This window comes from Paenibacillus sp. J5 (assembly GCF_054955055.1).
Window position 1 is genome coordinate 79,994 of record NZ_JBUEDD010000014.1, and the last position, 26,641, is coordinate 106,634.

Genomic DNA, 26,641 nt, shown 5'->3' on the forward strand with positions numbered 1-26,641 from the left:
CTTTCCGTTCATACCAGCGTGTCCTGAATGATATGCAGAGCCTGCTCGATCTGTCGGGAGCTAACTCCAGCGTGGGTCACTGCACGAATGCGGCCATGTCCAAGCTCATCGACATATACGTGCTGTTGACCTAGCTTCTGTACGAAGCTCTCCCATGTGAACCGGGGATCAGTAACTCGAAAAAACACAATATTGGTCTCGACCGTCCCAGGATCGCATGAAATCCCTGGTATGGCTGACAGTCCCTCTGCCAGCCGCTTGGCATTCGAATGATCCTCCCCCAATCGCTCTATCATGTGGTCTAGAGCAACGAGTCCCGCGGCTGCGATGACTCCCGCCTGTCGCATCCCCCCTCCGAGCATTTTTCGAATTCGGTAGACCTTGTGAATGAACGCCTCGCTGCCTACCACCATGGAGCCTATAGGGGCAGACAAGCCCTTGGAGAGACAGAACTGGAGCGAGTCGGCATAATCGGCGATAACGGCTGCCGGTACGCCCATGGCGACGGAAGCATTCCATAGACGGGCGCCATCCATATGCACAGGAATCCTGTGCTCGTTGGCTATCCCCCGAATCTCCTCCAAGTAAGACAGCGGGAGTATCCGACCGCCCATGCGATTATGGGGGTTCTCCAGACAGAGCAGCCCCGGCAGGGCAAATTGCGGATCTGCCGGATTACGCGGAATAGCGCTGTGCAAGTGCTCCAGATCAAGCCTGCCGTCTGCATGGGTTCTGATCGGCTCGTACATAATTCCTCCGCATACACTCGCTCCCGCCGCTTCATAGATGTAGATATCCGTCTCGTCGCCGACGAGCACCTTGGACCCGCGCGGACAGTGGGCCAGGATGGCGGCCAGATTAGCCATCGTTCCGCTAGGCATAAAAATGGCGGCTTCCTTCCCGAGCATGTCCGCTGCCTTGGCCTCCAGCCTGTTCACGGTTGGATCTTCCCCATACACATCATCTCCAAGCTCGGCCTGCATCATGGCTTCCAGCATTGCGGCAGTAGGCAACGTAAACGTATCGCTGCGAAGTTCAATTTTGGCGTCAGCCTGCATACGATCTCCTCCGTTCAACTGTTAGATATGGGGCCGCATCGCTTCCGCAATCGTGCCGAGCAGTTCCATCGGAGCCTGCAAAAATTGATGATGATCCCCATCCAGCACCTTGAAGGAGGCTTGTCCATATTCGCTCCATCCGGCTAATAAGGACGGGTCTACCTCTTGGTCTCCATTCCAACCGATGGCCGTGAGCGGGAAATCGAGGGCTTGTGGCCCGCTCCGTATATAACGGCGATTCGCTTCAAGATCGGAGCGCATAATTCCTGTGTTCAGTTCAATAATGTCTGGCAAGGGCTTCCCGCCCATCTTGTTAATCAACAGCTCAATCTCTGCAGCCAGCCCCTGATCGTCCAGCTCCAGGAACCTGCCATAGGGTCCTTCGTGCGGAGCAACCTGAGAGGAGATAAATAAGTGTGAAGGCAAAGGCCCGCCATTTTGCATCAACTGGACGGAGGCCTCGTAGCTCGGCAGCGCCGAGCCGCAATGACCAAAGAATGCAAAGGGCCGATCCATATACGGCAGCAGGGCTTCATTAAGATTCTCGGCAAGCTGCTCATACGAGGTATAGGTCGGTTCATGGAACCTGTTCTCGCGACCGGGCGGCTGGATCGGGCACACCTCGATCTTGCCGATATATTCGGGCCAGTGGCGGTACATGCTCGCACCGCACCCGGAGTAGGGAATGCAAAACAAACGCGCCTTGGCAAATGGAGAGGGTTCTCTGAGAAGCCAGGCATTGTCACTTACTTCCGTTCCTTCAATTACGTATTCCACTTTACTCCACCCCTTGCAATTTTCGTGCATACCCGCGGACAGGCATATGTTTGATGCCGCTAATAAAGTTGGAGCCCAGATATTCGACGGGACCAATGATTTCGAATCCCTCGTAATTCGCGAACAGCTCCTCATACAGCATTGTCATCGTCTGCTTCGCCGTTGTGTGACCGATGCAATGATGACAACCGCTGCCAAACGCAATATGGGGATTGGGGGTTCGCCGAATGTCGAACGTATACGGGTCGGCGAAGACCTCCTCATCGCGATTGGCTGACCCGAGCCACACCACCACTGCGTCGCCTTGCTTGATTGGTGTCCCGTTGATCTCCGTATCGCGGGTTGCATGTCTCATGAAATGACTCGCCGGAGACGACCAGCGGAACACCTCTGCGATCCCGCTGTCCATGCATTCCGGGTGTGCTGCAAATTCACGGTACAAGTCCTTCCTGACCAGCTCCAGGAACGACAAGCTGGCAGCATGCGGCGTCGTAACCGTCGCTCCAAGCAAAATGCTGTAGCAATTGGAAATCACAGTCCCCATATCCATCCGGGCTCCATCCACTTCTACATTCATCAGAATGCTGATCAAATCTTGCCCTGGAGAACGGCGCCGCTGCTCCACCATGTCCATGAAGTAGCCGAACAGCTCGCGATGCGCCCGCTGCAGGGTCGCTTCACTCCCCTCAGGCAGCATGTACTCTGCATCATCAGGAGCAATCGCCATCATCGTAAGCCGGGTCAGCAGCGGCCAATCATCCTCAGGCAATTGCATAATGCACCCGCTCACCGCTATGGACATCTCAAACATCGCCTGAGCAAAATCAACACCGCCGGGCTCCAGACAAGGAGCTACCAAGGTGCGAATCGCTTCACGCAATTGCTCCTCATGCTTGTCGATCGAATTGTTATGGAAGCCGCGCTGAAGCGGGCGGCGAATCTGGGTATGCCGCGGCGGGTCTGTGACCGCCATCTGTTTCCCGCCCGCCGGGTCCTTCATACCGAGCAGATTAAGCAGGCTTCCCTGCTCGGAGGTGAATGTGTTATAGTCCTTCAACACCTTGACGGCATCCTTATATCTGGTGACCGACCAGAACCCCAGCTCCTCGCTAACCTTCTGCCAATGAACAGGCGCATCTCTGCGCATGACATCCCATACGGCGTAAGGCTCGCCATGGCTGTATAACTGAGGGTCCAGCAAATCCACTTCCGCTAAATTGATATGAGATGATTTCATGGCATTCGTTGGCATTTGTCTCCTCCTTAAGTTAACCTTGTACAATTTGTCTGCTTTCCTCGATCATTGCCGCAATTTCCGCCACCGTAGGCTTCAGATAAATGGAGCGGGCCGATATAACCGTTTCAGTCACATCCTCCATGGTTACGATCAACTCAGACAAAATAAGGGAGTCGCCGCCAAGCGAGAAGAAGTTGTCATGGATGCCGATGGGCTCGATCGCCAATTTCTCCCCCCACAATGCGCAAATTTTCGATTCCATCGCATTACGCGGTGCAGTAAAAGGAGTTCCCAATCTGCGAGGCGCACGGGTCGCCGCAGGCAATTGCTTCCGATCCACCTTCCCATTGGGCGTCAATGGCATCTCCTGCAAGGGCATGATGGCCCATGGAACCATGTAAGGGGGCAAGTGTCGCAGCAGCTCGGCATGCAAGCGCGCAACCGTCTCCTGCTCCTCATCCGCGGAGCCTGTGGTTATGACATAGGCAAGCAGACGTTTATTGCCGAAGCTGTCCTCCTGGGTCGTAACAACGGCAGTCTGAATGTCCGCATGCTTGACAATCACGGCTTCAATCTCATCCGGCTCTACCCGATAGCCTTGAATTTTAATCTGCCTGTCGGAACGACCGATAAACTCCATCCTTCCGTCTTCCAGCCAGCGAACAAGGTCTCCCGTCCTAAACATCCGCGCGCCGGGCGTGTCGCTCCATGGGTTCGGCACGAATCGGCTTGCGGTTTCGATCGGGTTGTTGAGGTAACCTCTGGCTAACCCCGCTCCCGCAACGTACAGTTCTCCCTCCTGCCCCGGGAGCACCGGATTGTGATCGCCATCGCAGATCATCGCCCACGTTCCGTTGATGGGCGAACCGATCGGAACAGTAGGATGAGTGGTCATCGTCGTGGTCGTCCAGCAGGTCGAAAACGTCGTATTTTCGGTCGGGCCGTATCCGTTAGTGAATATCAGATGGGGATGAACGGTAAGCAGGCGCTCAAGATGTGCAGGGGATATAATATCGCCACCTGCCAACACATGCTTAACCCCCTTAAATGCATCCAGATAGGAGTTCACCATCAATTGAAATAGCCCTGCCGTGAGCCATACCGTCGTTATCCCTTCCGACTGGATGGTCTCAGACAGCGTATCTGGACGAAGCGTCCCGCAATTATAGATGACTAACCGACCGCCATTCGTAAGAGGCGCCCAGATCTCGAGCGTCGAGGCGTCAAAGGCAACCGGTGAAATGAGCAAAAATACATCCTCCGGCGTAAACGAGAAGTCCTTGGTATTATCAACCAGACGAGCAACCGCCCGATGCGGTACACATACGCCCTTCGGCGTACCTGTCGAGCCTGAGGTGTAGCTGATATATATCAAGTTCTCCGGCATCGCCTCTACCCGCCTCCGCTGAGGAGCCGCCGCAAAAGTCTGCACGTCCCCATCGAGCAGCAGCACAGGGAGCGAATGATTCTCGAAGCGCTCGCTGAAGCAGCGTTGTGTGATGACGAGACACGGTGAAGCATCCTCCAGAATGAAATCCAGCCGTGCCTGCGGAACCGTCGTCTCCAATGACAGGTAGCATCCTCCAGCCTTCAGAATCGCCAGCAGCGATATGACAAGCTCCAAAGAACGCTCGACCAGAACCGTAACCACGCTGTCAGGAGCCACCTGAAACTGTGCGAGCTTGTTCGCAAGCGCCTCGGCTGCTTCATCCAACTCACGGTATGTCATATGCTGCGAATCATAGGTAAGGGCAACGCGATCGGGATGCAGCCTTGCATGGCGTTCGAACAGGTGGTGGATGCAGGCGGGAGGATGCACAGGAACGACGCTCCCATTCCAGGATCGGTCATGCGCCCACGGTTCCAGGCTAGCCGGGATGTTAGCCGTAGGCGCTGGCTCCGCAGCAGAGACGGAACTGCGCTTCCCCATCTCCCTCACGTCCTTCCAGACGGCCGCAATCTCCTTCAGGCATTCCTCAAGCGTTCCCTCAATACCCGCACTCTCCCATCCGAAGGCGTTGGGTTTTTCCGCGGGCCAGACAGAATAGTGTCCTTCGCTATTTTTAACCGTCTTATATCGTAATGGGTCTAGCATTAGACCGACTCCTTCACTTCATGATTAATAGATTTCAGATAGGCTGCCACCCGTCCGACATTCAGAGCGTTCATCATGGAGTAGTGGTCACCGTCCAGCATGATGCTATCGACCTGCCTGGCATAGTCGTTCCAGCTTCTCTCCCCATTTAGCCCTCCTTCCTCCTCTTGGGCCCTAAACCACGTTACCGTCCCGCCAAACCACTGGGGAACATGCTCGCGCATCGCTCGCCAATTGGATTTGAACAGAGTATACAAGTGCTGTAGAAGCTCATCCTCCCGACTCGAGCCGGTTCCCGATGCTCCCGTGTCCCCTCCTAGCTCGCGCACGCTTGTAAAGTCCTGTAGAAAGTGCTCCTTCCATTCCTCCTCTCGAATCTCCTGCTCCCCGCCGTCCTGCATTCTCAGTCTGGCGTCCAGCAATGCCAGTATCCCGATCGTCTCTCCTGCCTGCTCTAGCTGGCACGCCATCTCATGCGCCACAATACCGCCAAACGACCAGCCTAATAAGAAATACGGTCCCTTCGGCTGTACATGTCTGATCTCCGCGATGTACTGGCGAGCCAGCTCGGTGATCGATGAGAAGGGGGGCTCCCGCCTGTCGTTCAGCCGCTCATCCTGAATGGCATAGACAGGCCAGTCCTCTCCAAGCGCCTGCGGCAAGGCGGTGTAGCATACGACACTTCCGCCTACAGGATGAATACAGAACAGCGGTTCCCTGCCGCCCGAAGCGTTCAAGACGACAAGCGAAGATGATAGGGATTCCTCATCTGGCTCATCACTCAGCAGCCTTGCCAATCGTTCGATCGTATCGTGCTCCAAAATACGCGATAGCGGCATCTTCCGGGCAAACTCCTGCTCCACTCTGGCCATCAGTTGAATAGCGAGCAATGAATTGCCACCCAGATGAAAGAACGAATCCTTGACACTAGGGGCAGTGACGTGAAGAACCTGCTCCCAGATGCTCGCCAACAGGCGCTCGCGCGGATTGCATGGCGGCTGGTATGCGTCAGCTCGCCCTTCCATGTGGTTCATATCGAGCTGCTGGAGAGCCTTCCGATCGATCTTCCCGCTCGTCGTTAACGGCATTTCATCTATGAACATCCAGCGAGCAGGGATCATATATTCAGGCATGCGCGTTTTGGAGAAATTGTACAGTTCCTGCAAGGTCAGCGGATCGTCCGGTTTTACTTTGACGATACACGCCACAAGCTGCAGATGCGCATTGCTGTCCTTGGCTGCATACACCGCACATTCCCCAATTACAGGATGCTCTGACAGCCTGGCTTCGACCTCGCCAATCTCGATGCGATGACCACGTATTTTCACCTGCTGATCCAGGCGCCCTATGTATTCGATAGCGCCGCTCGGAAGATACCTGGCCTCATCGCCTGTTTTGTACAAGCGTGCATTCGGGTCGTGACTAAACGAATCAGGTATAAACCTCTCCGCATCCAGCTCCGGGCGGTTATGATAGCCGCGGGCAAGGCATAGGCCTCCAATGTACAGCTCGCCAGCTACACCAACTGGCAGCGGCCTCCTCTGTTCATCGAGTATCCGCATGTAGACATTAGCGATCGGATAACCGATCGGTACGCTAATCCCCTCCTTTAGGCATGGCCAACTGGTTACATCAATTGCAGCCTCCGTTGGTCCGTACAGATTGTGCAATTCACAAGAGAGCTTGTCGAAAAATAATCGCGTTAGCACAGGCGGCAACGCTTCTCCGCTGCAAATGACCCTGGTCAGTGTCGTGCATTGTCCGACTCCCGGCTGAGATAAAAATGCATGAAGCATCGAAGGCACAAAATGAATCGTTGTAATCCGTTCTTCCTGAATTACCTTGATGAGATATTCCGGGTCTTTGTGTCCTTCGGGCTCTGCGATGACCAGTCCGGCTCCAGTCATCAACGGCCAGAAAAATTCCCACACCGAAACATCGAATGTAAACGGCGTTTTTTGGAGCACCCGATCCATTGCGGTCAAGCGATATTCGCGCTGCATCCAGAGCAGGCGGTTGGCAATCGCCCTATGCTCGATGAGGACACCCTTGGGTTTCCCAGTGGAGCCCGAAGTATAGATCATATAGGCAAGGTGTTCCGGCTGGCATGGGACATCCGGGTTCGTGACAGGCTCGAGCGCCAATTCGTCTCGAATCCGCTCCATGTATAGAACGGTTCCCTCGTATCCTGCGAAGAGCGAAGCCCAGTTCTCACTTGTCACGATCAGCCCCGGCTCGGCATCCTGCACGAGCTCATGCACAAGCTGTGCTGGAAGATGGGGTGAAATCGGGACGTAAGCTGCGCCCGCCTTCAAGATGCCCATCAGGCCGGTCACCAACTCGATGGATCTCTCCAGACATACGCCTACCTTCACGTCCGGCCCAAGTCCATACTTAAGCATATAATGGGCCAACTGATTCGATTGCTCATTGCAATCTCGGTAGCTTAACCGCCGATCCCGATACGCCAGAGCCAGTTGGTCAGGCGTACTCTCCACCTGCTCCTCGAACAGTCTGTGCAGGAGATGCACCCGCGGAAAATCGCAGGACGTTTGATTCCAGCGTTCCAGCTCCTGAAGCTCCTCGGTGGATAACAGGCAGTCATCATCGGCGACTTCATCTGTACGGTGGACGATCGCATGCAACGCCCTTTGATAATATCCCGCAACCCGTCTCATCTGCTCGCTGCTGAACTGCGATTGATCCCACCGAAGCGCCAGCCTTAATTCACCGGTCTTTCCATCCAGCGAAAACTCGGCTCCAAACGGAAAGCTGTTGTCCGCGTGCCCTGGCTCCTCAACAATCTGCAGCTTTGCATACGAATCCAGCTTCTGTTCGGATACATAGAAATGCGTGAAGTTAAAGAACGTCTCGAATAGCTTGTCGCCTCCGGCATCCTGCTGAATTTGGGCCATTGGATACCTATGATACTGGAGCATTTGCTTTTCCGTTTCCCACGCTTGCTCCGCTAGCGCATTCCAGCTCCATCTGCCGAGCTGCATGCGGAAGGGAAGGGTGTTGAGAAATAAACCTAGCGCACGGTCGCCGTCCATCTGTTCGAGCCGACCATGGAACAGTACCCCCGTCGTGATGTCCCGCTGATTGGTCAGCAATTTTAAGAGGTGCATATGAACGGCCAGCAGCCAGCTCTTGATTGGAATTAGCGTCCTCTTCGACAGCGCCTGCACCCCGCGCGATAGAGCCAGGGATATCTCTACCTCCTCAAGGTGCATATTCGGAGCAGGTGCAGAGGTCTGCTCCCACTGAGGAAGCCTGGTTCGGGAGAATCCGTGCAGTTGCTGCTGCCAGTATGCCTTGTGCTCCGGGGACTGCAGTGCACTCAGCTCTTCTCTGATATATTGCTTGAACGTCGATTGCAAGGGCGCAGCTTGCTTCAATGTCTGATCTTGAAGCAAGCGATCGACGGTTTCGAATAGCTCTGCCATGAATAGCTGCACGCTCCAGCCGTCCAGCAGCGAATGATGAAACGACAGTATCAGTTGAATCCAGTTATCCGCACGTTGCAGAATATGGATGCGCAGCAGCGATTGACTCCAGTCAAAAGGCGTATTCATAACACGATCTACCCATTCCTGAAGGGAGTGTGGCTGCACCTCGGGCTGTATAGCGGTTAAGTCGACATAGTGGATCGACACCTGCCCAGCGGTGTGCACGATTTGCAGCGGAAGGCTGTAATTCGACAAATCAAACGATGTACGCAGCATCGGATGACGGTCGAGTAATACGTTAAAGGCTGCATCCCATGCTTCCTTACGGAAGGGCCCCCGTATCGAATACTGCAGAAGGTCATGATACAGTCTGGATTCCGGGTGCAGCTCGCTCTGAAACAGCATGCCCCTCTGGAGCTGGGCAAGCGGATAAGCGTCCTCTATACCTCCCGGCAGACGGGCACGATCCGCTTCAGGCACCAGATCAAATTTCTCGTCCCTCACCTTGACAGCCTCCTGGCTCGTCCGAACATGCGGGGCAAGCTGGCGGATCGTTTGATGGGATACCAGGTCCATAATACCGAAAAACAGATGGGACTCCTTGGCCAAAGCTATGATCGACAGCATACGAATGGAATCTCCACCGCATACAAAGTAATTATCCTCGACACCAATTCTAGGAGCTTCGAGTACAGCTTCCCAAATTCTAGCGAGCTCCTCCTCTATCCGGTTAGCCGGTGCTACATACGCGGACTGCCTGGCCGCATGATCCTTATGACGCTGAAGACGTCCATAATCCATGTCGCCGCTAGCCAGACGAGGGAGCTGATCCACCCAAAGCATCGTCTCTGGAATCATGTATTCAGGCAACTGATCCCGCATAGCATGCTGAACCTGCTGTACAGGAACCGTCTGCCCCGCCACAGCTACCAGGTAAGCCGTCATATAGGCAATGCCATGCTCGTCTCTCCATATCTGTATCGCCGCTTCCTGGATAGCCGGATGTTGAAGACAGGCTGCTCGTACCTCCTCCAACTGGACGATATACTCGCCCCGTTCCACCTGATTCCCCAGGCAGCGCAGTCGTTCCAATGCTCCATTGGGCAAGTAACGGCAGATGTCGTCCGTGCGGTATAGCCATACGCCGGCTCCGCCATCAAGCGAGCGATACGTCCAGCGCTCATCGCCCTGCCTGTCATGATACGCTCTTGCATTGTCCGAATCTTGTTCGCTTACATGCATGATCCCTGCCACACCCGTAGGCATGATCTGACCGCTGGCATCAAGGATATACAGGGTCTGTCCCGCCAGTGGAGCCCCGATGCTTCTGTCGGCTCTTCCGTATGCATTGCCGCTGCTCGGAATAACACGATAGCTGAATGCTCCTCCCACATCGCTCAGACTGTTTAGTTGAATGAGCTGCGGGTGCTGCCTGGTGTGACGGGCCAACCATTCGTCCATCGGGGGGACGGACACCGTTCTTCCTTTAATAAAAATAGTACGAAGTCCCAGCTTGCCTTGTGCTTCTGCTCCATCCAGCCTGATCCAGGCAGAGAAGGCTGCCTGGGTCAATGTAAGCCGCGTGACCTTCTCCTTGAGGAGAAGCTCATGCATATATTTGGGCTGATCCGTGATCCAGTCAGGTACGATGACGACGGTTCCTCCATAGAACAGGGCTCCGCCTATTTCCCATAGAGCCAGCTCGCTGTCCACGGCATGCTGCCATGCCCACGCGTCATTGTGATCGAAGCCAAACATTTGGCCTGCTGATTCGCATAGCTGCAAAAGTCTGTAATGGGGCACAGCAACCATCTGAAAACGACAGGCTTCGTCCGATGCTCGGAGTAAACATGCCCCGTGATGGGCACGTATCGTCACCTCGGGATTGACAGCAGGAGCTGTGCCTACATCTAGCCGCTCGATGCAGAGCACCTCGATGTCCCCCTGAGGAACATGGCGCAGGTTATCTTCGTTCGTCACGATGCACGACACTTTCGCTTTTTGTATCAGCGAGGCGTTCCATGGTGCAGGGTGATTGCGATTCAATGCAACGCAGCAGCCCCCTGCCTTCCATATGGCTAACATGACCGTGATGAAGTCGACGGAGGGAACGAGCCACAGCCCTATGGACGTATCGGGGCCCATCCCCTTCTCACGCAAACGCCATGCAATCCGATTAGCCCGTCGATTGAGTTCAGCGTATGTCAACTCTTCATCGCTGCAGCGAACGGCAATTGCATCCGGGCTGGTCGAAGCGAAATGTTCAAAAGGATGATGGGAGCACGCCCATTGCTGCTTCAGAGCCTCGATTGGCTCTGGATGGTGCGGCGGCTCTATGTTCCATTGCATTTCTTGCCCGCTGATAAAAGGAATGTGCCACACTCGCTGCTCTATATCCTTCAGAACACTCTCCATAAGGCTCACGAAGTGCGCAGACAGCCTTTCGATCAGCTCGCGACTGTATAGATGCTTTTGATATTCAAATATGCCATACAGGCCATCCTGCGTCTGGGCAATATCCAGGTACAGCTCAAACTTGGCCGTACCCAGCTCAAGCTCGACAGGCTGAATGTCGATGTAAGGCAGCTCCAGCTCCAGCTTCGGATGATTCTGAAACGAAAACATGGCCTGAAAGATAGGGGTTTGCCCCAAATTCCGCTCCGGGGCGAGCCGTTCAACGAGCATATCGAAGGGAACATCCTGATGCTCGTAGGCCTGGAGTGCGCTGGCTCGGAGCTGCTGCAGCATCTCTCGAAACGTTGGATTGTGCTGAAGACGTGTGCGCAATGCCATCGTATTGACGAACATTCCGATCACATGCTCCAGTTCGCTATAATGTCGATTAGCAACCGGCGTACCGATGATAATATCGTCTTGACCCGAATATCGAGCCAGCAGCAACTGATAGATCGCTAGCAACCCAATATATAATGTCGTCGAGCTCTGGCCGCACAGGCGGGCAAATCGTTCCGAGAGCTCCAAAGGAATGTGAAATGCGAAGGACTCGCCTATATTGTCGATCACTGGCGGCCTCAACGGATCAACAGGCAAATCCAGGACAGGCAGCTCCCCCTCCAGATGTCTCTCCCAAAAGAGCATCTGCCTCTCCAGCTCCTCGCCTTGCAGGCTGTCTCTTTGCCATTGGGAGAAATCTGCCACCTGAATGGGCAATTCCGGCAAGGCAGCCTCCTTGCCTTGAAGCCCGGCAGAATAGATCAAGCTTAATTCCCGCAGGAACACGGAACTGGACCAACCGTCTGTAATGATATGGTGCATATTGATCAGGAAGTAATGTTCGTGCTCATTCAACGAGTACAGTGCGATTCGGAACAGCGGAGCCTGATCCAATGAGAATGAAGTTCGAATATCCTGCATGATGCGTTCCTGGATGCGAACGGCAGCTTCTTCCGACACACGGACATGGCTAATGGGACTGTCCAGTTCGGGTACAATGACCTGGACAATATCATGGCCTTCTACCGCAAAATACGTGCGCAGGGATTCGTGCCGCTCCACCAGCTTGTCGATGGCGTGCTGCAGCATTGCAAGCTGAACAGATCCGTAAAGCTTGAACAGCAGCGGCACATGATACACGGAGGGATCAGACAGGGTCTCCTGTACAAACCATATCCGTCTTTGGGCAAAAGATGCCGGAAACGAGTAGTGGCTGCTGTTAATAGTTGTACTCAAATGATTCGTCCCCTTTCTTTACTGAGGGCTTCAGGTTTTCGTCCCCCTGGGGAGCCTGGTTATCTTCGGAAGGGACACGCTGGTTTCCACTTCAATGCTATCAATATACCTTGCCAGCTCGATGATCGTCGGGGCTTCAAATACCGCTTGAATCGGTATATATTTGGAAAACGCCTTGCGAGCTAGCGAAACCATCTGGGTGGCAAGTAAGGAATGACCACCGATCTGGAAGAAATCATCTGTCCTTCCCACCTCCCCCCGGAGAAGGAGCTGGCACCAGATCCGGGATAAGATGTGCTCGGTTTCATTCGCAGGTGTTCCCGGAGTTGTACTCACTGTATGGAGCATATCGGGTTTGGGAAGAAGCTCGCGATTAATCTTTCCTCCCGCCGTAAGTGGAAAAAGATCCATCACGACGTAGAAGGAAGGCTGCATGTAGGAGGGAAGCTGTGTCACATGCTGACGGATCGTATCTAGCGAAGCTTCTCCATGTTTACACTTCACGTAAACGATGAGCTGCTGTCCAGAAGCATCCAGGTCAGCTCTGACCATCGCCAAAGCCTGCTCAACCTCCGTAAGCTGCTCCAGGGTGGCTTCAATTTCTCCAAGCTCTACACGGTAACCTCTGATTTTGACTTGCGAATCCTTCCTGCCCATATATTCAATCTGACCATCCTCGCGATAACGAACGTAATCTCCAGTCCGATACAAACGCTCGCCCTGACGGAAGGGATGGGGAATAAACACCTTGTCCGTTAACTCCGGCTGGTGAAGATACCCTTGGGCTAACCTGACTCCACCTATATACAACTCCCCCACAACCCCTATGGGAACGGGCTGCAGGAAGGAATCCAAAATATACAGTTGTGTATTCGGTAACGCCCTGCCGATCGGAATGTCCCTATCGTCCTCATGCAGCTCATCCAGATCATCATAGAACGCCGTTGCGGCTACCGTTGCCTCTGTCGGACCGTAGGCATTGCTCCAGCGAATCCGTCCTTGCGTAATACGCTTCCATTTCCTGTAGATTGCTCTGGATGCCTTCTCCCCCCCCACAGATACCAGCTTCAAGGCTGCAGGCACGCGATCCGTTTCGTCCCACTCGCTAACGAGTAGATGCCAGTAGGCTGTAGGCAAATATAGCACGCTAATCGCCCTCGAGTGTAACCAGTTCACGAACTCGTGCGTATCCAGCACTGACTTGGGACGCAGTACAAGTGTTGCCCCACTCAGAAGCGCAGGGAATATCTCATGAATCGAGAAGTCGAAGCTGATCGCTGAAAATTGCACGATTCGGTCACTTTTATGCAGCCGGTTCGCCTCTATGACCGTCTGGATATGATCCGCGAGCGAACGCTGCGAGATGATGACTCCCTTGGGTTTGCCTGTAGACCCCGAGGTATAGATGACATAAGCCGGATGTTCCATCCATATCGGCACCGATTGCGAAGCCACCGCCTCCTCGTTATCCTCGCTCTCAAGAAGCTGATCCACAGGAATCACATGACCTGGTGTAACCGGCAATCGATCCCTAAGCTGGGAGCTGGTCAGCATAACCGTCATCCGGCTGTTCTCCACCATCCAGCGAATTCGTTCCATCGAATATTCAGGGTCCATCGGCACAAAACAAGCTCCTGCCTTTAATGTCCCGAGCATAGAGGCAATCATCTCCATCGAACGCTCCAAATAAATGCCGATGACCGTACCTGGCCCTGCTTGCGTGGCCCGCAGCATAGACGCAATACGCTGTGCCTGTTCCTGAAGCTCTTGATAAGATATGGCCCGCTCGCCGTCCTCAATAGCGGTGGCTTGTGGATGAACACGGGCCACCTCCTCGAAGCGCCGATACAGGTCCTGATCGTGAAGCTCGTGATCGGAGCAGCATCTCTCCGTAAGGTTCCAGTTCACAAGCAATTGCTCTCTCTCTGCTTCAGTCAACAGGGGAGCACTGGAGATCGTCGCCTCTGGCTGCTGAAGCATCATCTCCACAATATGCACATAATGCCGGGCGAACCGCTCGATCATCCCTCGTTCGAACACATCGGTCGCATATTCGATCGTTACTTGAAGCTCTTCCTCCTCCTCGATAAACATGCTGATCTCAAACTGCGAATGCACATTGTCCAGCGCATACGGGCTGATATGCAAGAAACTCTCGTGATGAGTGTGCGTGTGCGGTGTATTTTGCAGCGAGAACATTACCTGGAACACGGGGGACGCGCCCTGAGTTCGTTCCGGCTGTATCTCCTGTACCAGTGCTTCAAAAGGAATATCCTGATGAGAGAAGGCCTCCAGCACGACCCTTTTCACATCGGCCAGCATCCCCTTCCACGTCGTCTCCGCCGTAACGCCCGTTCGAATAACCAATGTATTTACGAAAAATCCGATAATGTGCTCCCATTCCTGCCGAGAGCGATTCGTCACGGGCGATCCCACCAGCAGGTCTTGCTCCCCCGTGTACCGGTAGATGAGTGCCTTGAATGCCGTGAGCAGGGTCATATACAATGAGACGTTTTCTTGATTACTGAATTGTCTTGCCTTCGTAGCAAGCTGCTGATCCATGGTAAAGCTAACGCTCGCCCCCCTATACGATTGCTGACTAGGACGCACTCGATCAGTAGGTAATTGCAGGATAGGAAGCGTGCCTTGAAGCTGCCTGGTCCAATAGGATAGCTGTTCTTCCCAGCGCTTGCCTTGAAGCATGTTGCGTTGCCATATCGCATAGTCCGCATATTGAAGGTGCAGGGCCTCTCTTCGATAAGCAGGATCATCCTTGCAGCGGGCGTAATTTCCCCACCATTCTTCTTCAAGCAGCGACATGGACCAGGCGTCGAATATAATATGATGCACAACCAGAAGCAGAACCCACTCTTCATGGTCCACACGGTATAAGACGGCCCGGATTAGCGGGTCATTCGCCAGATCGAACGGCGTCCGCTCTTCTGCGGCGATCAGAGCTTGCAGTTTTGCAGTCCTGTGTTCTCCCTGCTCATCGCGTAAATCTAACTGTCGAATCGTGCAAGACCGAGCAGGATGAATCACTTGCATCGGCAATCCGTCCTGATCGATATAATTGGTTCGCAAGTTCTCATGACGCGCAATCAGTTGCTGGTAGCTCTGCTCCAGAGCAGCAACACAGAGCTCTCCCCTGATGCGCGAGGCTTTGGAAATGTTATACATCGATGTCCCTTGATGCCACTGCTCAAAAAACCAAATTCTCCCTTGAGCATAAGAGAGCGGCATATAAGGCTCCCGAGGAACAGGAACAATCCTGTCGCTCTCGGATGAGAGAGGCGTATGCTGTGCCACGTACTGCTCCAGGTGTGCTGCAAAGTCTCTCAACTGCGGGAATTCAAACATCGTATAGAGCGGAAGATCCGTGTGGAACAAGTCGCGCACACGGGAAATAACCTTGATTGCCAACAAGGAATGGCCGCCCAGCTCGAAAAATGAGTCTTCCTGCCCGATGCCCTCCCGTCCGAGAATATCCCCCCAGATCGCAGCAATCGCTGCCTCCGTCGCGGTAGCAGGAGCAATCTTGTCCAGGCTGCCCATGTTGCGTCTGGGCTTGGGAAGAGCAGCACGACTGACCTTGCCGCTTGGCGTCAATGGCATCTGTTCAATCTCCATGAGAATGGTAGGAATCATATAATTCGGGAGCTTCTTGCTCAAGTGGTCTCTTAAGCCAAGCTCAGCGATAGGAATGCCCTGCTCCGCGACGATGTAAGCCACCAGCTCCTGCGATGCTTGCTGCTCTCTATAGCCTACAACCACCGTCTCCCGAACGCCGGGATACGTGCTGATGACCGATTCTACCTCTCCTGGCTCCACACGGAAGCCGCGAATTTTGACTTGCTCGTCTATTCTGCCTAGATATTCGACATCGCCATTGGACAGAAAACGAGCCAGATCACCTGATTTATACATACGCTGACCCGGTTCCTTCGCGAAGGGATTAGGAACAAATCGATCAGCGGTCAGCTCCTCCCGATTTAAATATCCCCTTGCCAGACAGACTCCACCTATATAAAGCTCGCCATAAATGCCAACAGGCACAGGCTGAAGATTGCTGTCCAGTATGTATATCTCACAGTTATCTATCGGTCTTCCGATCGGCGGCAGCGGATCAACGGCAGCCATGTCATCTATCATGAATGCAGTAACGACATGGGTTTCCGTCGGTCCGTAGTGATTCTGAATCTTGCAATCGCCCAGCATGCTGCACCAGTTTCTAATCTGCGGAGTTACACGCATCTGTTCTCCCGAAACTGTAATATCCGTTATCTCGTATTGGTTATCCTGATGAAGCTCAGCGACCTCGGCCAATTGCTGAAAGCTGATATAAGGCAAATGCAAGCGTTGAATCTTATGCTCAACAATGACCTCAAGCAAGCGTTCTGGATTTTTGCGGGTTAACTCATCCACTAGAACTATCGTTCCTCCGCTTCCGAAGGCGGAAAACATCTCCTGGCATGACATATCGAAATTCAGGGTCGAAAACTGAAGCACAGTCGCCTTATGCGGGGTCTTGAGATGCTTCAACTGCCAGGCCATGAGGTTCACGATAGGCCGATGGTTCATCACGATGCCTTTGGGCTTACCCGTCGATCCTGAGGTGTACAATAGATATAAGATATGATCTGGACATACACCAGACTCCGGGGTCTCATCCACCGGCTCCAGCTCGTTGATATGATCCAGTACGAGCAGATTCGTATCAGACTTCTCAATCAACGACAGGAGAGAGGACTGCGTAATGACGACCGGAACCGATGTATCCTCCAAAATGTAAGTCAGACGTTCCTGCGGATAGTGCGGATCGAGCGGCACGTAAGCCCCGCCTGCTTTTAAGATACCTAGTACGGCGACCATCATTTCCAATGAGCGATCCATACAAATTCCGACGCACACATCCGGGCCTACCCCATACTTCTGCAGCCTGACAGCTAGCCCGTTGGACAAGCGATCCAGCTCCTGATAGCTCAGACGCGTATCCTTGAAGATGACCGCGCTTCGATCGGGCGTTTGCTTGGCCTGCCGTTCAACGTAATGGTGCATGCAGAGGTCGTCAGGATAGGGAACAGCGGTCTGATTCCACTGCTCAAGGAGAAGCTGCTCCTGCTCCAACAGACAGGGAAGCTGAGAAATCGGCCGCTCCGGGTAGAGGGTAACCGCCTCCAGCAGTAGAAGATAGTGCTGAATCAGGCGGATAATCGTATCCTGCTTGAACCGATCTGTACTGTATTCGACCCCCCCGGACATGCCTTCTGCTTGCTCGATCAAGATCAGTTCCATATCAAACTTCGACGTCTTGTTGTTGATTTCCAGAGACGATACTTGCAGCTCATCCAGATTGAGCCTGACATCATCGACTAGATTGAATAGCACCTGGAATAACGGAGTTCCGCTCAAATTTCGTTCAGGCTGCACAGCTTCAACAATCCTATCGAACGGCACATCCTGGTTCGCGTAAGCATCCAGTGTTTCTTGCTGAACCTGCTGCAGCAGTTCCACAAAAGATATATCCCCGGATAAGGATGTACGAATCACTAATGTATTGACGAAAAAACCCATCAAGGATTCCAGTTCTTCTATATTGCGTCCTGAGATCGGAACGCCTACCATCAGATCCGTCTGTCTCGTATACCGATACAGAAGAATGTTGTAGACAGCGAGAAATGCCATAAATGGCGTGGCGCCCTGTGCTCGACTGATCTGCTTCAAAGCCGTCGCTACTTCGGTCGGAATGCGAAAGGAACAATATTCACCTCTAAATGTCTGATGGGAAGGGCTCGGGAAGTCATACGGAAGCTGCATTACCGTCGTGCTCCCGCCTAGCTTCTTCTCCCAATATGCCAACTGCCCCTGAACATCGCTTCCCTTCAGATGCTCATTCTGCCAGTGTGCATAATCCGCATACTGGATCTCCAGCGGAGCCAGGGACGCATCCTCGCCATTTCGGTTGGCACGGTACAGGAGCTCCAGCTCACGACACAGAACGCCAGTAGACCAGCCATCGAATACGATATGATGAATATTGATGATGAAGAAATATTCATCGGGTTGAGCACGTACAAGTCCTGCACGCATGAGCGGCCCCTTCGACAAGTCAAAGGGCATCTGTGCTTCCTCCTGGAACAGCACCATAGCTGCCGGCTCCCGCTCTTCCTCGGGCAAATTCGTTACATCCCTGACGCTCCAGCCGAATTGCGGCTGATCGTTAATGATCTGAACGGGCTCGCCATCCTGCATGGCAAATGTGGTTCGAAGCGACTCGTGCCTGACCACGATCTGTTCCAGACTTTTGCTTAGTGCATTCGTATCCAGCTTTCCTTGAATACGAAACAGAAACGGGATATTGTAAAATGGATGCTGCGGATAAAGCTGATCGAGAAACCAGAGCCGTTTTTGAGCAGAGGAAACGGGAGAACATCCGGCCCGCGGTACAGGGCGTACAATGGTTTGAACCGCCCCGTCTCCCCCTTTTTGCTGCAGCAGCTTTTGGAGCAGCTTTTTTCTGGATTCTGAGATTGCAGATTTGCGAGTACTCGCTTCCATTCAAGATTCTCCTTCCTTTGAAGCAAGATGTGCGCCGTCACAGGCGAGTATGAAATATCGTTACCTCACCCTGCAGCTCCGTCATTAGATGGTAGGCCTTATGTAGCTGATGACCGTATTCCGTATCGTTCTGATCTAGCAAAATCCCGATGCACGTACCACTATGCGTAATAACGATGCCCAGTGCATTCACTTGGTTGCAAATATCAAGTACATACTCCATTTGTCTTTTTTTCAGCAGCCGCTGATTCAATAACGCGCTTCGGGTGGCAATCGCCCCCATAGTCTTCAGGTCGTTTTGTTTGATAGCGGTCGAAATTCCCGCGAGTAATTCATCGTACTCCATCTTCTCTTCTGTACTGTAGAACCGGGATACTTTGTTGAACTCTTCCGTATCCACTTCACCGCCTTCATCAATACTTACGATAGACAGGCTTGGAACAGGGCCCAGGCACTCGCGCAGCCTGACAACTCGGTGGTAATAAGAGACGATCCCTTCATACATGACTCCATCAGTCGGTTCGATTTCCTGAATGAGCTCTTCCATCTCCCTTGCTGACAGATTCAAGTCGAAGCATTGGTCAATAGCCCGAGCAGTCGCAACAATATCAGCCGAGGAGCTGGCCAATCCCTTGCCGACTGGAATATTGCTGTTGATCTCGATCATACCGCCCATAGGAAGGCCGTGTCGTTCCAGAATGAGTCGCGCAATCTGCCGCGACTTCATTCTATGGCTGGGTGATACAATAAGGTCAGGAAAGTCTGGTCTAGACTGAAACGTTACTTGTGAATATCTGGTGATCGGCAGCGTAATCAGGTAGTTAAGTTCATCGGTTCCGACGCCTTGAAGCAGCTCGCCAAATGTCCCGAATGATTTGCCAATCCCTATCGTTTTCCCTTTACGCTTCTCCTTGATATGCGAGCTCATCAGGCAACCCCCTGGATCAGTAAAGTAGATAAGTGCTGCTCCGCTCTCTTGCCTCGCGCACTTTTTTCCAATTCAAGACTCGTTCCCGTTCCAGTATGGATAGCAGCTCACCCACTTGGTCCGGGTGAGTTGAACCGGGTGACCGCTTCTCATACAAGCCCGATTCAGCGGAAAAACATCGAAGCATCATTGATTCCTCAATTTCCACTGAGTAGCCGTTCTCCTCGCATAACGATTGGAGCAATGACGCATCCACGTCGAGAGGCATTCTCCCTTGGTCAATCATGGCCGTGATGTATTGTCCAGCCACGATTTGCGCTTTGCGATACGGAATACCACACTGCAAGGTCAACTGATTCGCAAGAGAAAATCCTCCGAAGAACTGCTCATTGCATATCCGCTCCATTTGTTCCTGGTCAAACCTCATATGCGAGATGACATGAGTCAACAAATGAAGGGCTCCCTTCACCGTTGTAAGCATCGTCAAAAAGCTGCTTGCTCCCTCTTTCGCTGTCTCGATCAAATTGGTATAAGGGGTCCGCTGCTGACCTATGGCAAGATCCATATAATAAGCAGGAATATGTGTTAATTTCCCTCTAATTCGCTCTAAAATGGTTAGATTTTTCTTTTGTGGCATGGCTGAAGAAATACCGCACAGAGAATCAGGCAACTGCAAGAACCTGTATTCGCTGCTCCCCCAGTTCATGAAATCTGTCAAAAATCGAGTCAGCGTTACACTAACATTGGACAACTCTGCTCCGATCCATAGCATGAACTCCTTGGAAGCAACGCCCATTAACGCATGACGGCAGTACCTGTCAAAGCCAAGCATTCGCGCCATCTGCAAGCGATCCCATGGCAGCTCCAGTCCAGACATCGCTCCTGAGCCGAGTGGACACTCGTCCATGCTGCTCCATAAGGCCTGCAAGCGCTCCACTGTTTGTCCAATCTGCTCCAGCATTGCCCCTAGATAAAAGCCTACGCTAATAATTTGAGCGGATTGGTAATGCGTATAGCCCGGCATTTTGCTATGAATATGCTTCAGGGCCAGAGGATGAATCGTATCGGCAAGCAGGAGGAAGCTTTCCATCATCTCGAGCAGTTTATCTCTAGCGAGCATGAGCTGCGCAGTCGCCTGTACATCATTACGGCTTCGATCCATATGCCAAGCCGCTATAGAGTGGCTAGTATGCTGTTCTACATATCGTTCGATGGCGAATAATATATCCGTCATGTTTTCCTTGGGATTCCCTACTAATGTGTCGCTATTAATTCGTGCCAATTGCTGCAAAATCTGCTGCAAGGCCTCGTCATCCAGCAAGCCCATACGGGCATATTCCATTGAAATGACTTTTTCGATTTGTATATAGTACGGCAGCAGATGCTGCACCTCATAGTTGAACTGAGGATACAGAATCTCATCATGAATGTAGTCACTCGGTTGTTCGAGCAAACGTCCAGTCAGTATATGATCACCAACCTTATTGGAAATTCCCATCATTATTCACCCTATCTTCTTGGACCCTTTTATGGCAATAGCGTAGTGGCTTGACCAATTTTAATTGGAACAAATTGATTTAATTTATATATTTTAGATAATTAACTTATTTAACCATATTTACTTATACCATATCCGAGTCGTCGAAGTGTGTCATAATTTGGCTTCAGATTCAAAAATAATTGCTATTGTGCTTTTATTGATCATTCAGAGAGAGGGATACGTAGATGGAAATACGTATAACGAGGCCGCGGCGGAGAACATATAATTCTGTATTGGAATAGGAAAAACCCACCATGCTCTCCCTAGTTGCGGTACAGCTTTGTTGGAGGGAGCGGCGAGTAGGTAGGTGGATAGGTGGGTGATACAGCGGCATGTGTGTCGAGGATTTACAGAGCTATAGCTATACGGAAAATATGAAGGTTGGGGTAGTCAGGCAAACCAAGTCCTTGCAGTTCAAGCTGGTCATCGAGCGTGATGGTCTGCTCAAATATACAGACTGCGTTATGATCATTACTTTGGCCTTGCCAAACAATCTGTTCATCAAATTGAGGCTTCCCGCCCCATTCGGAAACATTGAAGGCTACAACTCTCTTGCAATCTTCGTAATTGAGGGTAAGTTCTGCAAAAGCATCTCCCCATTCGCTCGCCGCCACAATCTTCATAGCGCGATAGTTGCCGGGTGTAATGCGAATATATTGCCCTGCGCATACTATATTATCGAATCCCTCTCCTGAAGATAGATTACCTTGGCCAAATGGATTGTTCCCAACATAATACTGGTTCAACCCTGTGAAATCTGCCCTTGCTCCGCTGCCTGAAAACCCGATATTATTATAGTGTTCCACGATACAAACTGTATTAAATGGTATGGCCTCTTCTGATGCGCTACTGCTCAACTCGCTGCTGCTCAAAGCGATGTTGTCCTCATTTACAAACTCATCACTCATAAGTCTTCTTAACTGCTCCATGAATAGACATTCATGCTCGATAATCACTTCGATCCGCTTACTAACCCTTAGCCTTAGGCCATCGTCGAAATTTCCAATTAAATACGCCTTGGTTAGCAGTGACTTGAGAACATGCCAATTCTGAAATACGGATTCTACCATGCGGATTAACACTTCATACTGCGGGTGATATTTCGATAGAAATCGAAGTGCCTCCTGAAGGCCATGCCGACCAAATGTAATGTCATTAAGCTTCATAAGTATGGGGGTCTTCCAGACGTCTTCGACACCAGAACTTTCCGCCTCAAAATCAAAGTTAGCACCAAAATCTTGATAAAAATCTTGTAGAGCTTGAATGCTATTTCCTTCAATGACTTTCTCGAAGATTCTTCTTGGAATATCTGGCGATACAGGTATAGCTGGCGAATTAACGATACGAAAGGTGAAATACTGCCCATTGTTCCCATTAATGAAATGGTCGATCGGGAGTCTCTCTACCTTAGTGGAGAATACAGGATCGATACAGACCAGCTCCTCGCTGTTCTCATCATAACCTATAGCCAGACAGTAATGGAGAGCATTCTCCTGTTGGTAGCCATTGCCCCATGGTGTCCAATAATTATTCAGATAGATGGCAAGGGGGCTTCCTTGCTGAATTTCTTTTTTAATGATCTCTAAGCATTCTCTTGAGTGATTCACCTGTTCACGGGCTATCTTTATTCCATGCACAGCTTCTAATAAATCGAAGGAATTATGTCTACGAACGATCACCTTATCCGAATACTTATTCCCTTCAATGTCCTTGTTGTAATTAAGGTGATAAGACTCCGAAAAGAAAAGCTGAAAATCACGCTCCCACCACTTAAATACACAAACGCTAAAATCCTGAAAACAATCTCTGCCTGCAACGACATCACGATATGGTACTATATCGAGGATCAATCTTCCCACCCCTAACCTAATTGATTTCAATACAATATACCACATTACACATTATAGGGAAATTATGGGAGGTAGGATTTATTTGTCGTCTTGGGTCACAAAAAAACACCTTCGGAGCTGTTCACCTATCTTAAGATAATTCAAACCATTTTTTATAACTATTTGGATTGTTAGACGTTTTAATATATGAAAGCTGGCCAGCTTATCATAGCTTGAGAGGATGAAAGAAATATGAAGAAAAAGTTGATGTTTCTATCTCTAATTGCCATGCTATTGTTGTCGCTGTCGATTGTACCTGCATCCGCAGCGCTTCCAGACTACTACGAACCTAACAACACCTACGACACAGCTTACACGATCTATCCTAACCAAGCTATTGCTACGATTCTCTCAAGTGATCAAGACCGAGACTATTACAAATTTACAACAGGTTATGTGGGCAATGGAAAATTCATTGATGTCAGTCTGCTATCTCCGAGTAGGTATAATTATGGCTCCCCAATTATCACAACATATAGCGGAGGATATGTACAAAAATACCAGCTCGATGATGGATCAAGTAACTTCTCCAGCTACCGGGTTCCCCTTCAATCCTACACCACTTATTACATCTTGGTCAGTAATATTGGAGGAAGTATCACTACGGATGCCAATTACTTCCTGATGCTAGGCAACATTTATGAATGATTAAAGGCGGTTGAGATAAGGACTGTCAGCAGCAATGAACCAAAGTCCTGGTCACGTAACTCTGAAGCGTCAGCGGGAAAGGACAGACAGATGCTTATAAAAACAGGATTCTCCCGAACGCGTGAGAATCCTGTTTTTGCATCCAGAGAGATTTCAGTGCCTTAGCCCCCAACTAAAAGTGGTTAAGGATTAGCTGGACAAGTGCACAGTTAGATTCGGGACAGGCAAGACTCTGCGGTTTATCCTTCCTGATACTGCTTCATCTGCTGCTGGATCATTTGCTCTACACCTAGCAGAATCACCTGCAAGCCGAACTCGAACGCCGCGTCTGTCCCCATCATCTCGAATAATTTGTTCTTGTACATGCTACGGAACAGTCCCGCTTCTTCCTCGTCCATCGAATCGAGGAGACGCGAAACGCGGCCGCCAGGCAGCGCCGTCTCCCCTTCCTCCTGCATGATCGCGGCGACATTGCGCTGGTGCTCGTAATCGTCGAGTATAAAGTTAAACACATAGTTCATCAGCGTCAGCACGACTTGCAGCTTTTGCACCTGCTGTAACGGCGTGGACTCGACACAGAGCAGCATCCGGTTGTTGAACCGGATAATATCAGGCTCATGCGGCAACGTCGACATCATGAGCTGAGTGGAGCAGGGGTACTGACTGAGGACGTTTCGTATCGCAACGGCCATCCCCTGTAATTGCTCTTTCCAATCCCCATGCGGGCGGTGCGATTCCAGAATTATCCTCGATACTTGATTGGCCAGGCGCAAGTAAATCGCCTGCTTGCTTTTGAAGTGCCAGTACAACGAAGGCGCCTGTATCCCCAATCGGTCAGCCAATCGCCTCATACTAAACTTCTCTATCCCCGCCTCCCCCAGAAGCGCCCACGACATGGCCAATATTTTATCCTCTGAGATTTGCGGCTGTTGTTTTTTCAACTTATCCACCTCTTTACCTAACAGTGTAAGTTTGTGCTTTACAGGTCCATAAACACATGATATCATCTAACACTGTAAGGTTCAAACTAACACTGTTAGATTGGGCCAGTCATCACTTTATGAAAGAGGCGGTATTCATGAATGCAGAACATCTTCATTATTTTGAGAAAGCTCCTATCAGCAAAGCGGTAGCCCACTTCGCCATTCCGATGATGCTGGGTACGTCCATGAGCGTGATCTATTCTATCTTGAACGCTTATTTCCTGGGCACGCTCCACAATACGGCAATGCTGACCGCGCTTGCGCTCACCCTGCCGCTGTTCTCTATCCTGATGGCTCTGGGCAATCTGCTAGGCATCGGCGGCGGCACGTTCATCTCCCGTCTGCTGGGGGAGCAGCAGTATCCTTTGGTCAAGCATGTATCCTCGTTCGCATTCTACAGCAGCCTGGGTCTGGGGCTGCTTGTTATGGCCGTCGGCCTGCCATTGGTTGATCCTATTGTTTATGGCCTGGGAGCCACGCCTGATGCGTTTGAATTTACAAAGGACTATGTGACGATAATGCTGATCGGCTCTCCCTTCGTCATCCTTTTTTTCACGCTGGAAAATATCGTGCGCGCCGAAGGAGCGGCGATTACATCGATGATCGGAATGCTGCTTAGTGTGGTGATCAATATTATTCTTGACGTAATCGCCATCTTCGCGCTTGACCTGGACGTGATTGGCGTAGCAGCGGCTACGGTTCTTGCCAATCTCATTGCCAGCGCATATTACGGTTATCATATTGGCTGGAAGAGCACGTTTTTGACCATCTCGATGCATTGGTTTCGGGCTACCCGGCAAATAGTCAGCCAAGTGTCCAAAATCGGCGTACCTGTCTTTATTATGAGCATTTTCCTTGGAGCCATGTCCCTCATCGTCAATCATTATCTGGTCGCATATGGAGATTCGTCAGTTGCGGCTTACGGCATTTCATCACGCCTCTTGCAGTTTCCTGAATTCATTCTGATGGGGTTATGCGAGGGTGTCGTGCCGCTGATTGCTTTTTCCTTCACAGCCAACAAGCTCCGTATGAAGCATACCATCGGGTTTACGATCAAGACGATTGTTGTATTGGCGGTTATCTTCGGCATTATCGTCTACTTCGTATCGGATCACTTAATCGGATTATTCACGCAGGACGCCCAGTTAATCGAGATGGGCACATACATTCTGCAAGTAACGTTCTTGTCCTTGTTCATCTCCGGCATCACTGTGCTGTTCACCGGCATCTTCCAAGCGACCGCGCAAGGTACTGCGGCGTTTGTCATGTCAATCGTGCAAGGAGTCACCCTCATCCCTGCTCTCTTTGTCGCCAGTCGTCTAAGCGGCTTTCACGGCGTCATCTGGGCATTGGTCATTGCCGACGTCGTCGCTTTCCTCGTGGGAGCCCTTATGCTCTTCGCTCTACGGAACAAATTGCAGCCCGATATGAAGACGCTAGCTCATTAGGCAATGCAGCTTTAGAACGGCTATTTCACCCCCTTCTCTGGGAAAATCGGAAACTGGAAATAGCCCAGCTCTAAATGAAATCATTGCAGCTCCCGGTGTCTGAAGTAAACACGCCGATGAAAACAACAAGCGACTCATTGCCGGCAGCGGTCTTTCCGCTATTGCGCTGTCCGACATCTATATGAAATTGTTTTTTCGAACCGCCAAGAGCCTGGCTTCGAGGAAGTGCTACTCCACATCAGAGGCAATCAGCACGCACATATGGAGCTATTATTTGCGACGGAAATGTTGTTGTCCTACGCATTATGGGCAAGTAAACAAAAAAAAACGAGTGATCAGAG

The 26,641-nt window shown here is 51.5% G+C and carries 12 protein-coding genes; 2 read left to right on the top strand and 10 right to left on the bottom strand.

Translation table 11 applies throughout. The features are described 5' to 3' along the window. Positions 1-8 precede the first annotated feature (8 nt). The 9 genes from ltaE to ACY1JZ_RS22750 form a co-directional block, all read right to left on the bottom strand. Positions 9-1,058, bottom strand: coding sequence for a low-specificity L-threonine aldolase (gene ltaE, locus ACY1JZ_RS22710; protein WP_270168126.1), 1,050 nt, complete (start codon positions 1,056-1,058; stop codon positions 9-11). A 21-nt stretch (positions 1,059-1,079) separates the two neighbouring features. After that, positions 1,080-1,835 (bottom strand): thioesterase II family protein, encoded by a 756-nt coding sequence (locus ACY1JZ_RS22715; protein ID WP_462631058.1) that lies wholly within the window; start codon positions 1,833-1,835, stop codon positions 1,080-1,082. A 1-nt stretch (position 1,836) separates the two neighbouring features. Beyond that, positions 1,837-3,087 (bottom strand): cytochrome P450, encoded by a 1,251-nt coding sequence (locus ACY1JZ_RS22720; RefSeq protein ID WP_270168122.1) that lies wholly within the window; start codon positions 3,085-3,087, stop codon positions 1,837-1,839. A gap of 16 nt (positions 3,088-3,103) precedes the next feature. After that, positions 3,104-5,167 (bottom strand): amino acid adenylation domain-containing protein, encoded by a 2,064-nt coding sequence (locus tag ACY1JZ_RS22725; RefSeq protein WP_462631059.1) that lies wholly within the window; start codon positions 5,165-5,167, stop codon positions 3,104-3,106. Beyond that, positions 5,167-12,306 carry a non-ribosomal peptide synthetase gene (locus ACY1JZ_RS22730; protein WP_462631060.1) on the bottom strand — a complete coding sequence of 2,380 codons (7,140 nt, stop codon included), beginning with the start codon at positions 12,304-12,306 and terminating at the stop codon, positions 5,167-5,169. The genes ACY1JZ_RS22725 and ACY1JZ_RS22730 overlap by 1 nt, the downstream gene beginning before the upstream one ends. 30 nt (positions 12,307-12,336) lie before the next feature. Then, positions 12,337-18,864 (bottom strand): non-ribosomal peptide synthetase, encoded by a 6,528-nt coding sequence (locus ACY1JZ_RS22735; RefSeq protein WP_462631061.1) that lies wholly within the window; start codon positions 18,862-18,864, stop codon positions 12,337-12,339. 37 nt (positions 18,865-18,901) lie between these two features. Then, positions 18,902-19,792 (bottom strand): GHMP family kinase ATP-binding protein, encoded by an 891-nt coding sequence (locus tag ACY1JZ_RS22740; protein WP_462631062.1) that lies wholly within the window; start codon positions 19,790-19,792, stop codon positions 18,902-18,904. A 16-nt stretch (positions 19,793-19,808) separates the two neighbouring features. Beyond that, positions 19,809-21,290, bottom strand: coding sequence for an argininosuccinate lyase (locus tag ACY1JZ_RS22745; RefSeq protein ID WP_462631063.1), 1,482 nt, complete (start codon positions 21,288-21,290; stop codon positions 19,809-19,811). Positions 21,291-21,679: 389 nt separating this feature from the next. Continuing rightward, positions 21,680-23,182: a cysteine peptidase family C39 domain-containing protein gene (locus ACY1JZ_RS22750; RefSeq protein WP_462631064.1), complete on the bottom strand. Its 1,503-nt coding sequence runs from the start codon at positions 23,180-23,182 to the stop codon at positions 21,680-21,682. Between the two features lie 231 nt (positions 23,183-23,413). Between ACY1JZ_RS22750 and ACY1JZ_RS22755 the strand changes: the two genes are divergently transcribed. Beyond that, positions 23,414-23,869, top strand: coding sequence for a hypothetical protein (locus tag ACY1JZ_RS22755; RefSeq protein WP_462631065.1), 456 nt, complete (start codon positions 23,414-23,416; stop codon positions 23,867-23,869). Between the two features lie 239 nt (positions 23,870-24,108). Here ACY1JZ_RS22755 and ACY1JZ_RS22760 read toward each other — a convergent pair whose 3' ends face one another. Continuing rightward, on the bottom strand, positions 24,109-24,810 hold the full coding sequence (locus tag ACY1JZ_RS22760; RefSeq protein ID WP_270168106.1) for a TetR/AcrR family transcriptional regulator: 702 nt from the start codon (positions 24,808-24,810) through the stop codon (positions 24,109-24,111). Positions 24,811-24,947: 137 nt separating this feature from the next. On the opposite strand from ACY1JZ_RS22760, the gene ACY1JZ_RS22765 reads away from it, so the two are divergent. Further along, entirely contained in the window at positions 24,948-26,300 is a 1,353-nt protein-coding gene (locus ACY1JZ_RS22765) for an MATE family efflux transporter (RefSeq protein WP_462631066.1), read from the top strand. The last annotated feature ends 341 nt before the right edge of the window (positions 26,301-26,641 follow it).

Bases quoted from the DNA above. Each gene is read 5' to 3' on its own strand.
- ACY1JZ_RS22725 (WP_462631059.1), bottom strand. From the start codon at position 5,167: ATGCTAGACCCATTACGATATAAGACGGTTAAAAATAGCGAAGGACAC.
- ACY1JZ_RS22745 (WP_462631063.1), bottom strand. From the start codon at position 21,290: ATGGGAATTTCCAATAAGGTTGGTGATCATATACTGACTGGACGTTTG.
- ACY1JZ_RS22735 (WP_462631061.1), bottom strand. From the start codon at position 18,864: ATGGAAGCGAGTACTCGCAAATCTGCAATCTCAGAATCCAGAAAAAAG.
- ACY1JZ_RS22765 (WP_462631066.1), top strand. From the start codon at position 24,948: ATGAATGCAGAACATCTTCATTATTTTGAGAAAGCTCCTATCAGCAAA.
- ACY1JZ_RS22755 (WP_462631065.1), top strand. From the start codon at position 23,414: ATGAAGAAAAAGTTGATGTTTCTATCTCTAATTGCCATGCTATTGTTG.
- ACY1JZ_RS22740 (WP_462631062.1), bottom strand. From the start codon at position 19,792: ATGAGCTCGCATATCAAGGAGAAGCGTAAAGGGAAAACGATAGGGATT.
- ACY1JZ_RS22720 (WP_270168122.1), bottom strand. From the start codon at position 3,087: ATGCCAACGAATGCCATGAAATCATCTCATATCAATTTAGCGGAAGTG.
- ltaE (WP_270168126.1), bottom strand. From the start codon at position 1,058: ATGCAGGCTGACGCCAAAATTGAACTTCGCAGCGATACGTTTACGTTG.